Origin of the sequence: Terribacillus saccharophilus (assembly GCF_000725365.1) — a bacterium.
Lineage (GTDB): Bacteria > Bacillota > Bacilli > Bacillales > Amphibacillaceae > Terribacillus > Terribacillus saccharophilus.
In genome coordinates, this window is sequence record NZ_CP008876.1 from 2717831 (window position 1) to 2734112 (window position 16282).

15 protein-coding genes are annotated in these 16282 nt (G+C 43.7%); 7 read left to right on the plus strand and 8 right to left on the minus strand.

What is annotated here, in order from left to right; all coding sequences use genetic code 11:
• Positions 1-52: 52 nt before the first annotated feature.
• Positions 53-1411, minus strand: a complete 1359-nt coding sequence (locus tag GZ22_RS13620; RefSeq protein WP_038563552.1) for an MFS transporter — start codon at positions 1409-1411, stop codon at positions 53-55.
• 370 nt (positions 1412-1781) lie between these two features.
• Between GZ22_RS13620 and GZ22_RS13625 the strand changes: the two genes are divergently transcribed.
• From GZ22_RS13625 to GZ22_RS13640, 4 genes are all read left to right on the plus strand, one after another.
• Positions 1782-2603, plus strand: a complete 822-nt coding sequence (locus GZ22_RS13625; protein ID WP_038563555.1) for an amino acid ABC transporter substrate-binding protein — start codon at positions 1782-1784, stop codon at positions 2601-2603.
• Complete coding sequence (locus GZ22_RS13630) at positions 2590-3288, plus strand: amino acid ABC transporter permease (protein ID WP_038563557.1); 699 nt, start codon at positions 2590-2592, stop codon at positions 3286-3288. Before GZ22_RS13625 ends, GZ22_RS13630 begins: the two co-directional genes overlap by 14 nt.
• A gap of 12 nt (positions 3289-3300) precedes the next feature.
• Positions 3301-4047, plus strand: a complete 747-nt coding sequence (locus GZ22_RS13635; RefSeq protein WP_038563560.1) for an amino acid ABC transporter ATP-binding protein — start codon at positions 3301-3303, stop codon at positions 4045-4047.
• Positions 4048-4165: 118 nt separating this feature from the next.
• Positions 4166-4933 (plus strand): SDR family NAD(P)-dependent oxidoreductase, encoded by a 768-nt coding sequence (locus GZ22_RS13640; RefSeq protein ID WP_038563563.1) that lies wholly within the window; start codon positions 4166-4168, stop codon positions 4931-4933.
• Between the two features lie 16 nt (positions 4934-4949).
• Here GZ22_RS13640 and GZ22_RS13645 read toward each other — a convergent pair whose 3' ends face one another.
• Positions 4950-5912, minus strand: a complete 963-nt coding sequence (locus GZ22_RS13645; RefSeq protein WP_051748280.1) for a LysR family transcriptional regulator — start codon at positions 5910-5912, stop codon at positions 4950-4952.
• Positions 5913-6039: 127 nt separating this feature from the next.
• On the opposite strand from GZ22_RS13645, the gene GZ22_RS13650 reads away from it, so the two are divergent.
• Positions 6040-7083: a 2,3-butanediol dehydrogenase gene (locus GZ22_RS13650; protein ID WP_038563565.1), complete on the plus strand. Its 1044-nt coding sequence runs from the start codon at positions 6040-6042 to the stop codon at positions 7081-7083.
• 38 nt (positions 7084-7121) lie between these two features.
• On the opposite strand, the gene GZ22_RS13655 is transcribed toward GZ22_RS13650, so the two are convergent.
• From GZ22_RS13655 to GZ22_RS19005, 3 genes are all read right to left on the minus strand, one after another.
• The gene (locus tag GZ22_RS13655; protein WP_038563568.1) at positions 7122-8054 is read right to left on the minus strand and encodes an aldo/keto reductase; all 933 of its coding nucleotides are present in this window, start codon (positions 8052-8054) and stop codon (positions 7122-7124) included.
• Between the two features lie 117 nt (positions 8055-8171).
• A complete protein-coding gene (locus tag GZ22_RS13660) occupies positions 8172-10370 on the minus strand; it encodes an MMPL family transporter (protein ID WP_038563571.1) in 2199 nt (732 codons plus the stop codon).
• 73 nt (positions 10371-10443) lie between these two features.
• Positions 10444-11052, minus strand: a complete 609-nt coding sequence (locus GZ22_RS19005; RefSeq protein WP_051748282.1) for a TetR/AcrR family transcriptional regulator — start codon at positions 11050-11052, stop codon at positions 10444-10446.
• 111 nt (positions 11053-11163) lie between these two features.
• Between GZ22_RS19005 and GZ22_RS13670 the strand changes: the two genes are divergently transcribed.
• Positions 11164-12099: an alpha/beta hydrolase gene (locus GZ22_RS13670; protein WP_038563574.1), complete on the plus strand. Its 936-nt coding sequence runs from the start codon at positions 11164-11166 to the stop codon at positions 12097-12099.
• A 162-nt stretch (positions 12100-12261) separates the two neighbouring features.
• The gene (locus tag GZ22_RS13675; RefSeq protein ID WP_038563577.1) at positions 12262-13746 is read left to right on the plus strand and encodes an aldehyde dehydrogenase family protein; all 1485 of its coding nucleotides are present in this window, start codon (positions 12262-12264) and stop codon (positions 13744-13746) included.
• 71 nt (positions 13747-13817) lie between these two features.
• Here the strand turns inward: GZ22_RS13675 and GZ22_RS13680 are convergent, their stop codons facing one another.
• The 3 genes from GZ22_RS13680 to pepT all read right to left on the minus strand — a co-directional run bounded on the left by GZ22_RS13680 (position 13818) and on the right by pepT (position 16225).
• Positions 13818-14423: an alpha/beta hydrolase gene (locus tag GZ22_RS13680; RefSeq protein ID WP_038563581.1), complete on the minus strand. Its 606-nt coding sequence runs from the start codon at positions 14421-14423 to the stop codon at positions 13818-13820.
• Between the two features lie 14 nt (positions 14424-14437).
• A complete protein-coding gene (locus GZ22_RS13685) occupies positions 14438-14890 on the minus strand; it encodes a MarR family winged helix-turn-helix transcriptional regulator (protein ID WP_038563584.1) in 453 nt (150 codons plus the stop codon).
• A gap of 99 nt (positions 14891-14989) precedes the next feature.
• Positions 14990-16225 (minus strand): peptidase T, encoded by a 1236-nt coding sequence (pepT, locus tag GZ22_RS13690; RefSeq protein ID WP_038563587.1) that lies wholly within the window; start codon positions 16223-16225, stop codon positions 14990-14992.
• Between the last annotated feature and the right edge of the window lie 57 nt (positions 16226-16282).

Genomic DNA, 16282 nt, shown 5'->3' on the forward strand with positions numbered 1-16282 from the left:
GTATGACCAATAGAGGTGGCTGTCAATAGAATATGAAAAAAGCAGCAGAAATTTATACTGCTGCTTTTTCCAGTTGTTTTGAATAAACAGCTGTGAACAAGAAGGCCAGACCGGTAATGACAAGAACTATCATAAGGATCCGGAAACCGGGTAAGGACAGGTCTGAACCAAAGACAATTGCTAAGACAACAGAAGAAAGAATGGAACCGAGGTATCTGCATGTTTGGAAGAGTCCCGAGCTTGTCCCGACTATACGCTCGGGGGAAGCATTTAGCATTGCTGCTTGCAAGGTGACATTACCGATACCATAGCTGATACCGAGAAAAATAAGAACAGCACCAATGTTTCCGAGAGTAAGACGCTGGGATATGACAGCCAATGCTGCAGTTCCGCCAATCATAAGCACAGCCCCAACTATCGTTGGAATACTTGTGCCGGAACGGTCGATCCAGCGTCCCATCAGGAATGACACAAGTGTACTTGCACCAGAAAGGAAAATCATCATCAGACCGCTCGTCTTCAGGCTGTAATGCAAGACATCTTGGAAGAAGCTCGGCAGGCCAAAGAAGAGACTGTAGTTAAAGATATTCAATAGTATGAACTGGATGTAGACGAGTGTCAGTTGTTTGTTGCTCCGCAATAAACGTACGTCGATAAAAGGGTAGGAAGTACGTAATTCACGCACAATAAATGATGCTAGAAATATAATTCCTATCCCAAGGGGTATTAGATGGATACCGTGCTCGAAAGATAGTAGAAAATATAAAAGAAAGCTCATACCAATTGCAAATAGGATAATCCCAATGCTGTCGAGTTGTTTCCAAAACTCCCGGAAAGTATAGTGCACAGTTTTTGGATCCTTTGGGACAGCGAACCAGGTGAGCAGGAAACTAAGCAGAATAAATGGGGCATTCACTGTAAAGATTGACTGCCAGCCTGCAAAGTCGATCAGAAATCCGCCGGCGGTTGGGCCAAATGCTGACATGGAGGAAGTGAAAATAGAAAGAATGGCAAGTGCTGATGCTTGTTTCTCATGAATATGAGTCCGCACAAGTGCCATACCAGCAGGATAAATGGAACTGCTGCCGACTGCCTGGAAAAGCCTCATGCCTAATAAAATAAGGAACGTGCCTGCAAATGGAGCGCCAACAGCAGAAATGGCTACAAGCAGCAATCCGATTAAAAGCATCTTACGCCGTCCAATCAAATCCCCAATCTTCCCAGCAATTGGGACAACGATACTACTGGCTAAATAATAAGAAGAAATTAGCCAGGATACTGTTGCAAAGCTGAGTGAAAATTCATGCTGAATAGCGTGAAGAGCCAATGATATCATCGAGGAATTCAGTGGATTGAGCATTGTCCCTGTTGCGATAGCTGTCAGGAATAGGCCACGTTGCTTTTTGTTCATTTCTGTTACCTCCAACTTTCACTCTGCTGTTAATGTGACCATCCTGCGGTTTCTTTACACATACTTGCTTGAATGTACTTTCTTCCATACTAAATTAACGCATTTCATGTCTCATTTTCGTGAAATATGTTCCATCCATTCGCTGACTGGGTATTGTAACTCTGAACGAGCCTTTAGAAGAAAATGCTTTTGCGGTGGTGTATAAATGGCTTCTGGAATTTAGCTGAATGATGGAACGCAGTTACGTTTATAATAAGCGATAGCAGAGGATTTAATCCTGATTAGTTTACTCAGACTTATTTCTTTACTTTTCCTGATGTTGGCCTTAAACTGATGAAAGTTAAAAATTATAGAAAAGTGGGTTTGGTACATGAAGAAAGCACTATTAGGTCTACTATTTATGTCGATATTTGCAATTCTTGCTGCATGTGGCAACGGAGATGATTCCGCTTCCGATTCTGGAGATAACAGCGGTAATGCTGATCTTTGGCAAGAAGTTCAAGATAAAGGTGAAATTACAGTCGGAACAGAAGGAACATACGCTCCTTTCACATTCCATGATGATAGCGGTGAACTTACAGGCTATGACGTGGAAGTGATGAAGGAAGTCGGTAAGCGTTTGGATCTTGATGTGAAATTTGAAGAAACACAATGGGATTCCATGTTCTCTGGATTGAACAGTGCTCGTTTCGATGTTATTGCGAACCAAGTTGGTAAAGGTGAGGACGACGAACGTGTCGGCCAGTACGATTTCTCTGATTCTTATACGAAGTCCCAGTCAGTAGTTGTAACAGCTGCAGATAACAATGACATTAAAGCAATTGAAGATGTAGAAGGTAAAACATCTGCACAATCTCTAACAAGTAACTACAATGCGGTAGCTACAGAAGCTGGCGCTCAAATCGAAGGTGTAGAAGGTTTGGCGCAATCAATTCAATTGATTGAACAAGGTCGTGTTGATCTTACTTTCAACGATAAGCTTGCAGTCCTTGATTATTTGAACAATACAGAAAAAGATGCTCCAGTAAAAATCGCTTTTGAAACTGGAGAACCAAATGAGACGTACTTCACTTTCCGCAAGGATAGCGGTGAAATCGTCGAACAGTTCAACAAAGCACTTGATGAGATGCGTGAAGATGGTACATTAGCAGATATCTCAACGAAATGGTTTGGCGAAGATGTTAACAAGTAATATGGTATTCGGCGGGATTGTCATCCCTTGGGAGCTTTTGCAGCAGTCATTCTGGCCGATACTGATTGAGGGGATCAAAGTCACGATCCCCTTGACTCTTATTTCGTTCTTTTTTGGTATCATTCTCGCACTCATCACGGCATTGGTAAGGATTTCTAATATCAAGCCTTTGCGGTGGATTTTTTCTGTTTATGTTTCTGCTATCCGCGGTACACCACTGCTTGTTCAGTTGTTCATTATTTTCTACTTACTGCCGGAATTAAATATTATGATAGATCCGTATCCGACAGCTATTATTGCGTTTTCCTTAAACGTGGGTGCATATGCTTCGGAAATCATCCGGGCATCCATCCTCTCTGTTCCTAAAGGACAATGGGAGGCAGGCTTTACAATTGGGATGACTTATCGGAAAACATTGTTTCGTGTTATTCTTCCTCAAGCGTTACGAGTTTCCGTACCGCCGTTATCCAATAGCTTTATTAGCTTAGTGAAGGAAACATCGTTGGCATCTCAGATTCTCGTAACCGAGCTGTTTCGTAAATCACAGCAAATTGGTGCGACGAATTTGGATCAGATTGTCTACATCTATATATTGGCTGCCTTCATATATTGGATTATCTGTTTCGTCCTGTCGCTGGCTCAGCATCAGCTCGAACGCAGATTAGACCGCTACACAGCAAGGTAAGGAGGGGTAGCTATGCTAGCAGTGAGAGGTTTAAAGAAATCTTTCGGTACGAATACAGTATTGAAATCTATTGATATGCAAGTTGATAAAGGGAAGGTAATCGCAATCCTTGGACCATCCGGTTCCGGGAAGACAACCTTACTTCGCTGCTTGAATGCACTGGAGATACCTGATGAAGGTATTGTAGGCTTTGAAGACCATCAAGTGGACTTCAGCCAGAAGGTCAAACAGCAGGAGTTAATTAAGCTGCGCCGTAAATCAGGGATGGTATTTCAATCTTACAATCTATTCCCGCATCGCACAGTTCTTGAAAATGTTATGGAAGGACCTGTTCAGGTTCAAAAACGTGACAAACAGACTGTAAAAGCGGAAGCGATTGAATTGCTTGATAAGGTAGGATTGAAGGATAAGAAAGATCTTTATCCGTATCAGCTTTCTGGCGGACAGCAGCAACGGGTCGGTATTGCACGAGCGCTAGCGATTAAACCGGAACTTATGCTTTTTGATGAACCAACTTCAGCACTTGATCCAGAGCTGATCGGGGAAGTACTCCGTGTCATGAAGGATTTGGCGAACGAAGGGTGGACGATGGTTGTTGTCACGCATGAGATTAAATTCGCTCAGGAGATCGCGGATGAAGTCATCTTCATCGATGGCGGTGTCATTGTTGAGCAAGGGCCGCCAGCAGAAGTGCTGTCTCATCCAAAAGAGGAACGTACCCAACGCTTCCTGCATCGAATTTTGAATCCGACAGAGTAACAGGAGAACAATATGTTCTCCTGTTTTTTTGCATAATTTTAAGCAACTTAGTTGAAAATAGTAATATAGTTACCGATAATAAGTAGGATAGTACATATTTTGAGAGGGGACTTAAGAGATGGAATTCAAAGACAAAGTGGTACTTATAACAGGAGCAGCGGGCGGAATCGGGATCGCAGCTGCTAAGAAATTTGCAGCAGAAGGGGCTAAACTGGCTCTTGTCGACCTTTCACAGGAAGCGCTTGAGACAGCTGCAGCATCCATTGATGCAGAGAAAATCTTGTTGGCAGCAAATGCTGCGAAAGAAGAAGATGTAATAGATTACGTGCAGAAGACCAAAGAAAAATTCGGCCGTATTGATGTGTTCATCAATAACGCTGGTATCAATGGAGAATTCAAAAATATCGTAGATTCAACTGTTGAGAACTTGGAAAAGGTATTGGCTGTCAATGTAGTAGGTGCCTTCCTTGGATTGAAACATGTATTGAAAGTGATGACAGAACAAAAAAGCGGCGCTGTCGTAAATACCGCTTCTAACGGCGGATTGCTTGGTGCTCCAGGTATGAGTGCTTATATTGCTTCGAAGCATGCACTTATCGGTATCAACAAAACAGCAGCTTTGGAAGTTGCAGACTATGGCGTGCGTGTAAATGCTGTTGCTCCATCTGGTGTGGATACAGCAATGATGCGCTCTATTGAAACAAATGCTGCTCATGGGCATGAAGAAGAAGCTAGAAAAGGCTTTGAAGCGAGTGTACCGATGAAGCGTTATGCTACTGCAGAAGAAATCGCTGATTTAATGTTATTCCTTTCTTCAGAAAAAGCATCATTCATCACTGGTTCTTATTATCGAATCGATGGCGGACAAGGAACAACATCTGCTTAATTTAAAAACACGCCTGTCATATGACAGGCGTGTTTTTTATATGCGTGTACAACGATGGATCCGACTTAGCATGTGACTCTTCCTTAGCGAGGATAGTTTCTTCCAATTCGCGTAAAAATGTTCTGGCTACGCGGGAAAGTGTATTGTTTCCGTGATACACATAGCCGAAGGAGTAGGTCTGAAAGAAAGGCGGAGCAAAATGAAGCAGTGTGATGTCTTTGCTTCTTGATAGTTCTGCATCGGTCCGAAAAGCGTAATCAAAGCCGATATTGATAGCTGTTTCATTTTCTACCATATTGCGTATAGTCTGTACATTGTTTGTAGTGAACAGGATATCATATTGAAGCGATTTGAATTGACGCATAAATGCCTGGATGTAGGCGTCATTATAAAGAACAATCGGCTGTTTAAGGAGCATCTCTTCGGTGACTAATTCTTCCTTAGCCAAAGGGTGCTGGTTATTGACGGCTGTCACCATGTGCCCATCAAGTAGCTTTTTGAAGACGAGATTACGGTATTTTTGGACTTCCTTTTCTGTATAAATGACAAGTCCGATATCGACAGCTTCTGCCTCTACTTTTCTCATGATGCGCTGTGATGTGTTTTCAAATAGGGAAGCTTTAATATTTGGATGAAGCTTGCGGAAATTTGAGAACAGCTCAACCAAAATCTCCATCGGTCCGGGAAAGCTTGCAATTTTCAGTTCTCCATTCAATGATTCCGTATATGTCTCTGCTTCTTCAGTGAATTCCTGCAGTTTCTCTAAGACCGCCTCAGCATGCTGTATAAGCTTATTGCCTTCCTCAGTTGGAGTCGTGCCTGTACGCGAACGGCGGAAAAGGCTGATATTCAATTCTCGTTCCAGGTTGGTCAGCGCCTGACTCAGTGCAGGGAGTGTTACATGCTGTTCTGCAGCAGCTGCTTTCAATGATCCTGATCGTGCGATAGCTACTATGTATTTCAATTGTTCGATAGTCATGTCTATCCCTCATTCGTTTAGTTAAGCAAACGTTTATTTAAGTTAAATAACCCGAAATTTATTATATCATTTTCCAGCAGTATACTAGAAAGGTAGAAAGAAATGCTGCTAAAAGGGGATGGAACAAATGAAAGCATTGCGTTGGCATAATCAGAAAGATGTTAGATTAGAAGATATTGATGAACCTGTCATCAAACCGAATCAAGTAAAAATGAAGGTAAAATGGTGCGGTATCTGCGGAAGTGACTTACACGAATATCTCGGTGGACCAATTTTCATTCCGGTTGATAATCCGCATCCACTGACTGGCGAAGTGGCTCCAGTGACAATGGGACATGAATTTTCTGGTGAAGTAGTTGAAGTAGGACCAGAAGTGAAAGATTACCAGGTTGGCGACCGGGTTGTGGTGGAACCAATCTTTGCCACGCATGGACATCAGGGTGCATATAACTTGGACAAGCAAATGGGCTTCCTTGGACTTGCTGGCGGTGGCGGCGGTTTGAGCGAATATGTTGCCGTAGATGAAGAGCTTCTGTTCAAGCTGCCGGATTCTTTAAGCTATGAGCAAGGCGCATTGGTAGAGCCTTCTGCAGTTGCGTTGTATGCGGTACGTTCCAGCAAAGTAAAAGCAGGGGACAAGGTAGCTGTATTCGGTTGTGGCCCAATCGGATTGCTGGTTATCGAAGCTTTGAAAGCAGCAGGTGCAACTGAAATTTATGCAGTTGAACTATCACCAGAAAGACAAGCAAAAGCAGAAGAACTAGGAGCAATTGTCGTCGATCCAAGCAAGGTGGATGATACAGTTGAGGAAATCAGAAGATTGACTAACGGTGGTGTAGAGGTTGCCTTTGAAGTTACAGGCGTACCAGTCGTCTTACGGCAGGCGATCCAGTCTACTGATATCGGCGGCGAAACAATGATCGTCAGCATTTGGGAAAAACCAGCTGAGATCATGCCAAATGATATAGTTATTCAAGAACGTTCTATTAAAGGTATCATTGGATATCGGGATGTTTTCCCGCAAGTCCTTTCCTTAATGGAAAAAGGCTACTTCTCAGCTGAGAAGCTAGTTACTAAGAAAATTAAGCTGGACGAAGTGGTAGAAGAAGGATTTGAAAGCTTGATCAAGGAGAAGAACCAAGTGAAGATCCTTGTTCAATCTGAGCAATAATAAATGGAAAAGCGGATGCCTACGCATCCGCTTTTTTCTTACTTGAAAATCTTATCGATCGCTTCAATATCTTCTGCTGATAATTTCACGTCGAGGGTTTTTAAGTTATTTAGTACTTGATCCGGACGTTTTGCTCCAGGAATAATTGCATCAATGCTGTCTCGTGTTAGATACCAAGCGAGAACGACATGAGCAACCTCTGCATTCTTTTGAGAAGCGATATCCCGCAGCTGATCTACTTTTTTCAGATTTTGCTTGAATGTTTCCCCTTGGAATAGTGGATCATTCGCACGTAGATCATCAAACTTCGTATTTTCGTCGTATTTTCCGCCAAGCAAGCCAGAAGCAAGCGGGAAGTAAGGTACGAAAGAAATATTGTTTTCAGCTGTATACGGGAGAAGGTCGTTTTCTGCACCGCGTTTGAACAGATTATATTCAGACTGCAATACATCTACATAACCATCAACGTTTGCTTCCTTCAGCTGTTCGATTGAGAAGTTCGAAACCCCGATGCTTTTGATTTTGCCTTGATCCTTCAATTCCTTCAGTGCACCCACAGCTTCCGCTTTTGGTGTATCTTCGTCTGGGAAGTGGATATAGAACAAATCAATATAATCTGTTTGCAGGCGTTTCAATGCACTATCCACAGAATCCTTCAGGAATTGCGGAGAGTTATCCATCAGTGTTTCTCCATTGATGATTTTGTGAGCAGCTTTGGTTGCGATTACGATGTCATCGCGTTTTCCGCTTTCCTTGATAACCTGTCCAACAAGCTCCTCAGATCTTTCCGGACCGTAAATATAAGCTGTGTCAAAGAAATTCATCCCATTTTCAATTGCTTGGCGGACAACCTCCTTGCCTTGTTCCTCATCTAGATTCGGATAGAGGTTATGGCCTCCGACTGCATTCGTACCAACTCCAATAGGGTTTACAAACAAACCGGATTTTCCTAATTGTACACGTTCTGTCATTTCTTGCTCAGCTCCTTTTTAAAAGTCTGTCTTAACTGTAGCAAATTCGCATGGTGGTATGGAAAAGATTTGCTTGGAGAAAACAGAAAGCGGGACAGCTATGCTGTCCCGGCTTGTTTAGCCATGTGCTTTTTGTTCATTCTCTTCTGTTTGCTGAATTCGCTTCTTCCAAGGCCAGAATGCCCATTTACCAAGAATTGCAGTAATTGCAGGTACAAGGAAAGGACGGACAAGGAAGGTGTCGAGCAATACACCAATCGCAGTAATTGTTCCGAAATGGACAAGTATTTGAATAGGCAGTGTCGTCAATACAGCAAATGTTGCTGCCAGAATCAGCCCGGCAGACGTGATAACACCGCCGGTATGGGCAACCCCATCTGCGATAGCTTTTTTAAGCGGCATCGTCTTACTGCGTTTCCAAATGCTTGAGATCATGAAAATATTATAGTCTTCTCCAAGCGCAACGATGAACACGAAAGCGTACAACGGGATGAAGCCTTGAATTGCTTCAACACCGAATCCGTAATGTAAGATAAGCCATCCGAGCCCTAGTGCACTGAAGAAAGAGAGCAAAACGGTAGCGACCAAGTAGATTGTTGCCGTTACAGAGCGCAGATACGTGAGTAATAACAGGGTGATAAAGCCGATAACGATTGGAATTATCCACTTCTCATCATGCTTTGTCACTTGCTGTGTATCGTACTGTTCTGATGTCTGACCACCAATCCAAACACTATCAGCATTACCGGTTGTATCCGATACAGTTTCTTTAATGTCAGGAATGTGGGCCATTGCTTCATTTGAGTACGGGTTCTCATCCAGTTCGAGTTGGATGCGGATCAACTGTTCATTTGATTCTGACTGCTCCGGTTCCATTACAGTAGCTGCGTATGGAAGCTCCTCAAGAGCGCCACGGACAGCTTCTGGATCATCTGTCTCAGTAATAACAGAAACAGGTGCAAGCTCACCTGCATTAACGTGGTCTGTCAGTATTTCAAAGCCTTCTTTTGACGGCATATCATCTGGGAAAGATGACAGTGTATCATACGTGTACGTAATGCGGGATGAAATTCCAGCAAGAATTCCAAGTACTACGAGTGTAGCAATGGCTATCTTCCATGGATGACGGATGACTAGTCTGCCCACGTTATTGCCAATTTTATTATGCGGTTTTTTCGTGCGAACTGGCTTTCCTTTTTCTTTCGCGCGTTCTTCCTGCATATCCTCTGTTCTTGGAATGAACGGGAAGAAGGATGCACGTCCGATGATTGTAAGCAATGCCGGCACGAGGGTAAGACTTGCAAGCAACATGATAAAGATAGCGATACCGAATGGAATAGCGAATCGGTTGATCGATCCATAATCAGCAACAAGCAAAACTAGCATAGCAACGATGACAGTCAGTCCGCTCATTGCAATTGCACCGCTAGCAGATGATAGGGAACGGACAATTGCTGTTTTCTTGCTCTTTATTTCCCATAGATTTTCCCGGAAGCGAGTGATTAGGAACAAGCAGTAATCAGTACCTGCCCCGAATAGCAGAACGGTCATAATTGCAAGTCCTTGAGAATCGAACGAAATCAATTCGGCTTTTCCTAATGCACCAAGTATAGGACTGATAACTAGATAAGCAAAACCTACACCGATAAGCGGCACGAGTGCCAGTATCGGAGATCGATAGATAACGAGTAAGAAGATAAGTACGATCAGTACGGTTCCAAACAGAAGAGTCGTGTCTCCTTGAGAGAAGAGGCCGACAGCATCTACCGAAATACCAGCAGGTCCAGTTGCTCGGACAAGAAGATCACCGCTATTCAAATCTTGTTCAAACGGGTTCTGCGTGAATGCATCATTTGCGGTATCTTGGATTTTATTAAGACCAGCTTCGACTGTATCAGTCGCTGTTCCGTTATCAAATAGGATTGGCATGACGAGTGTCGTACCATCATCAGAAAGCTGTTCTTTTAAAGCAGGCAGAGGGATGTCCTGAAATGGTGTTACGGTTGCTGCTTCAATGTCAGCTTCCTGCAAATCAGCGCTGAACTGCTGAATCGATTGCAAGTCTTCATCAGTTAGACCATCCTCCTGATACCAGGTAAGCAAGGCGGGCAGACCGCTGTTATCAGAGAATTCTTCTTCAATAATTCGGGCAGCTTCCTCGCTGTTCGTGTCATTGAGGAACGTTTCAGCTTGTTCGTCCTCCTGTGAATTTGCTTGCGGTAAGGTTAAATTTAATACGAGGGCCAGGACAATCCAAGCAGCTAAGATAATCCACCGCCCGGATTTGCCGCTTATAAAAGCGCCTAATTTTTGCATGAATGATTCCTCCTAATTAATTTATCAACTGATAAGTTATACCCAAAAAATAAAAGATTATGCACATAATCTTTTATTTTTTCTGGATGCCATCAAAAAGGATGTCTACAAGCATCTTTGATTTCTTGTCTGCAAACGCGCGTCGAGCTTCATAATCCTCTTTGGATGGAGGCAGAAAGGACTTCATCATCTCGAGGACGAAAAAGGTTAGTTCCATCGGAGGAACGGTAGGTATCGATTTGATGTCACCTTTGGCAATTCCTTCTGTCAAAGTCTGCATCACAGGATTGAAGTAACTGCGCAGCCACCAGTCTTGAATCGTTTTCCGATGTTCTTCATCAATCTCGTATTGCAAATCATGAAACATCTGTGTCATGTCACCTTGATGGTTCATAATCATAAAATAGGCTATTTGACGAATACGATTCTTGCTGTCGGCGTGATCCTGGAGTACGTGTGTCATCGCTTCTTCTGTCTGAACCATGATGGAACGAACAACTTCCAGATAAATAGCCTGCTTGTTAGGGAAATGATGATATAAAGCTGGCTGGGTAATCCCGCATTCATCTGCTATCCGCCGAGTAGAAATCGCCCGGTAACCATGTGTCATGAAAAGCCGTTCAGCTGTCGTGATAATATTGCGCTGGGTCTGTTCAGCGGAAACTTCTTTTTTTCTAGCCATAGTGCCTGCCCTCTTTAGTAACTTATCACTTGATAAGTTAACTCATTTTGTTTAGAAAAGCAATGATTGTCTTACTTATTGTAAAATAGAATATAAAAAGGGGGTAGTGATATGGGGAGAAAAGGGTTATTTCTTTCCGTTGCCGGTTTGCTTGGAGGGTACACAGCGATTGTTGCGACGCTTGTGAATAAGGAACTGAGGCAAATGAAAGCCTTCACGGAGGAAGAGACGATCAGCCGGGAGGTCGAGGCTGGGCGCTACAACAAAGCGGCTTATGATGCACTGCGTAAGGAAGAGTTCAGTGTACCTTCTGGTGAAGGGAAGATTTACGGCACACATTATGTAGGAGATCCAGATTCCCGGCATGTGATGGTCATCTCGCACGGAGTAGCTGTAAACAAATATAATAGCATTAAATACATGAATGTATTCCTGGCACTCGGCTTCAACGTCGTATTGTACGATCAGAGAAGACATGGACTTTCCGATGGCAAAAGTATTACGTATGGCTATCAGGAAAGACATGATCTTGCCCGGGTGATTCAATGGACAAAGGAAAGATATGATTACGATTTGAAGCTAGGTGTGCACGGCGAATCAATGGGGGCAGCAACTGCTCTGCTTTATGCAGGCACGGTAGAGGATGGGGCAGATTTCTATATCGCCGATTGTCCTTACAGTGATTTTGCAGAACAGGTTGCCTATCGGTTGAAAGTCCAATTTCATCTGCCGCGGCAAGTTTTTCTGCCAGCTGCAGAATTAATTGTGCGTAAATTGGATGGCTACCGTTTTCGGGATGTTTCTCCTATCCACTCTGTTGCGAATATCGAGAAACCGGTTCTCTTTATCAGCAGCTTGCCAGACTCCTATATCCCTGTGCAGATGACGAAGGATTTGTACGCGAAGAAGCAAAGTGGGTACAAGCAATTGCATTTGTTTGAAAAGGGTGACCATGCGATGTCACTAGTAGATAACAAGCAGGAATATGAGCAAGTCGTAAAGCAGTTCCTGCAAGAGATCAACATAAAAGCTCAGCCTGTCGGCTGAGCTTATTCTATGTCGAAATATAGCGTACTATTCCTCTGTGCTATCAATTGCTTTCTATAACGTTTAGATGCTACCATATCTACTGTAAGCGGTTTCCTATAATCTGTTATCTTGCATCACGACGCTTAGACAAAACTAGAATACAATCTGAGGAGGATTTCTATGAGTCAATTAGCAGCAGGTATGCACGAGAAAGTGGAGCGTTTTCTGAATGGGACGAAGAAGCTGTATATCAATGGTGAGTTCGTGGCGAGTGCGACAGAGAAGACTTTCGATTCGTATAACCCGGCAACAGGCGAAGTACTCGCGACTGTTTATGAAGCAGGAGCAGAGGATATCGACCGTGCAGTGAAGGCAGCGCGACTTGCATTCGATGAAGGCCCTTGGTCGACGATGACGGCAGCAGAACGAAGCAGAATCATGTACAAGCTGGCTGACTTGATGGAAGAACATGCAGATGCACTTGCCCAGCTCGAGACATTGGACAATGGGAAACCGATCAGGGAAACGAGCAATGCGGATATTCCGCTTGCGATTGAACATATGCGCTATTATGCGGGCTGGTCGACTAAGATTGTCGGACAGACGATTCCCGTCAATGGCCCATACTTCAACTATACGAGACATGAAGCTCTTGGCGTGGTAGGGCAAATCATTCCATGGAACTTCCCGCTCTTAATGGCGATGTGGAAGCTTGGAGCAGCTCTTGCAACGGGTTGTACGGTTGTCCTGAAGCCTGCCGAGCAGACGCCATTGTCTGCTCTATACTTAGCAGAACTAGCAGAGGAAGCAGGATTCCCATCAGGTGTACTTAATATCGTACCTGGATTCGGGGAAACGGCAGGCCAGCCGCTTGTCGATCATCCTCAGGTTGATAAGATAGCATTCACAGGCTCCACAAGCGTCGGGAAACAAATCATGGCGAGCGCATCCCAGACATTGAAGCGTGTGACCCTGGAGCTGGGCGGTAAGTCGCCGAATATCGTTCTGCCAGATGCGGATCTGACAAAAGCAATTCCAGGTACTTTGAATGGGGTTATGTTTAATCAAGGACAAGTCTGCTGCGCTGGGTCGCGTGTCTTTATCCAGAAAAAGCAATTCGATAATGTGATCGCCGATATGGCCTCCCATGCAGAGAGGATCAAGCAGGGTGCTGGTATACATGCAGATACTGAAATCGGACCACTTGTATCCTTGGAACAGCAGGAACGAGTACTGAGCTATATCGAGAAGGGCAGAAATGAAGGAGCAGAGCTCATCACTGGAGGCAGTAAGCCGCAGGAGCAAGGTTATTTTGTTTCGCCGACGATTTTCGCTGATGTGCGTGATGAAATGACAATCGCCAAAGAAGAAATCTTCGGGCCGGTTATTTCGGCAATGCCATATGATGATCTCGATGAACTTATCCGACGGGCAAATAACAGTGAATACGGGCTGGCAGCAGGCGTTTGGACGCAGGATGTCACAAAAGCGCATTATATTGCCAATCATCTCCGCGCCGGAACAGTTTGGGTGAACTGCTATAATGCGTTCGATGCTGCATCTCCTTTCGGCGGATACAAGCAATCCGGTATCGGCAGGGAGATGGGATCGTATGCTTTGGATAACTATACTGAAGTGAAAAGTGTTTGGATCGGGATGGAGTAATGCTGAAAGAGCCTGCGCTAGGTAGTGCAGGCTCTTTTCATAGAAAAAAAAGCATACGCCAGGGCGTATGCTTAAAAGTGTTTACGATACCATGCAGCAGCTGCTTGAACCTCTGTATGGGTGAGACTGTGACCATTACTTTCCCAGTGGATGGAAGCATCAGCACCAGTTTCCTTTAGCATTTGCTCAAGCTCTATTGCTTCGGATCTTGGGCAGATTGGATCGTTATCTCCTGCGGTAATGAACACAGGTGTTCCTTGCTGCTGGGCAAGTATGATATTTCGTCTTGGCACCATAGGATGATGCAAAATTGCTCCTTTGAGTGAATCAGTATAATGATAGAGGAGGCTGGCTGCAATATTGGCACCATTGGAATAACCGATTGCGATAATATTGTTTCGATTAAATTCGTATTTCTCAGCTGCTTCATCCAGGAAGCTGCGCAGTTCTTCTGTGCGGAAAATCAAATCTTCTTCGTCAAAAACACCTTCAGCAAGACGCTTGAAGAAGCGTGGCATGCCATTTTCAGAAACATTTCCCCGTACACTCAATACGGCTGCGTCAGGATCGATCATGTCAGCTAGCGGCAAAAGATCCTTTTCCGTTCCGCCAGTACCGTGCAGTAGTAAAAGTGTCGGTTTGTCTGCTTGTTTAGCAGCTTTGAAAACGTGTATCATGTTTGTTCCTCCTTTTATTTGTTAGTCGAAGTACCCTCGGCATGCAAGCCTAATGTTTTGATATGGTCGATGACTTGGGCTTTCTCATCATCGTCAAGACCTGCTAAAATGTTGTGGATAACTTGTTCATGCTTCGGAAAATAGTCTTCCATGAAAGCACGTCCTTTTTCGGTCAAAGTCGCAAATGTAATACGACGATCGTCTGGACATGGGCGTCTTCTAATCATTTCTTTTTGGACAAGACGATCTACTACATAAGAGATGCTGCTGCTGGATAACAGGACTTTACTGCCAATTTTCTGGATTGGCTGGTCTCCTTTATGGAATAACAGCTCCATCACAGCGAATTCCGTCAAATTAATTCCTTGCTTCTTAATATCTTCCTCGACACGTTTCTTAATGGACTGGAGTGCCCTTGTTAGTACAATGAATAGCTTCAATGATAAGCCTACGTTATCAGTTGCCATAGTCTTTCACGCTTCCTTTTTATCTCGAATTCGAGATAATTATATGCAATAAATGAAAAAATGTCAATAAAGGGGGAGCCGGAAATACCGGCTCTTTGTTTATTTTGCTTGTTCTTCGTATAGCTTTGCGATTTCAATGATAACCTTTGTTGCTTTTTCCATGTTGTCGACGCTAATATATTCGAACTTGCCATGATAGTTTTCTCCACCTGTGAAGACGTTTGGTGTTGGCAAGCCTTTATAAGAAATTTGGGATCCATCTGTCGCACCACGAATCGGTTTAATCACTGGTTCTATGTCCAGGCGTTTCATCGCATCAGATGCAATATCAACGATTTCCATAACGGGCTCGATTTTCTCACGCATGTTGTAATATTGATCATGCATTTCAAGCTGAATGCTCTTTTCGCCGTATTCTGCTTTGATTTCTGCAGTGATTTCTTCGAACAAAGCTTTTTTTGCCTCGAATTTGTCGCGATCATGATCACGCAGGATATACTGCAGCTTTGTCAGTTCAACATCTCCTTGGATAGAGAGCAAATGGAAGAAACCTTCGCGCCCTTCTGTATATTCTGGTGCTTCATCCTCTGGCAGCTTCGCGTGGAATTCCATCGCAATCTTCATACTGTTTACCATTTTGTTTTTCGCTGTTCCTGGATGTACGTTATTACCATTAAATGTGACTTTGGCCTGTGCACCATTGAAGTTTTCATACTCCAATTCGCCTAGAGGCCCGCCATCCATTGTATACGCGTATGTAGCACCGAATGCTTCTACATCAAATTTATGCGGTCCGCGGCCGATTTCTTCATCAGGTGTGAAAGCAACACGGATTTTACCATGCTTGATTTCAGGATGCTGGATCAAATATTCCATCGCAGTCATGATTTCTGCAATACCGGCTTTGTTATCTGCTCCAAGAAGTGTCGTGCCATCTGTCGTCATCAGTGTATGTCCTTTGTAGCCAGGCAATTCAGGAAATTCAGCTGCGGACAGTACAACATCTAGCTTTTCGTTGAGTGTGATATCATTTCCGTCAAAGTTCTCGATCACTTGGGGATTGACATTTTTTCCAGTGAAATCTGTGGCTGTATCGACGTGTGCCATAAACCCGATAACTGGTACGTCTTTGTCTGTTGTAGCCGGAAGTGTTGCCATTACATAGCCATTTTCGTCGATTGTGACTTCATCCATTCCGATCTGTTTCAGCTCTTTAACAAGCATATTGGCGAGTTCAAGCTGTCCCGAGGTGGAAGGAGTTGTTTCAATATCTTCATTGGATTGTGTATCAACTTTTGCATATGTAGAAAGACGGTCAATCAAAGTTTGCTTCATTATCTTCATCTCCTTGGAGTTTATATTACTAGTTTAGCATGAAAGGTATACACTGAA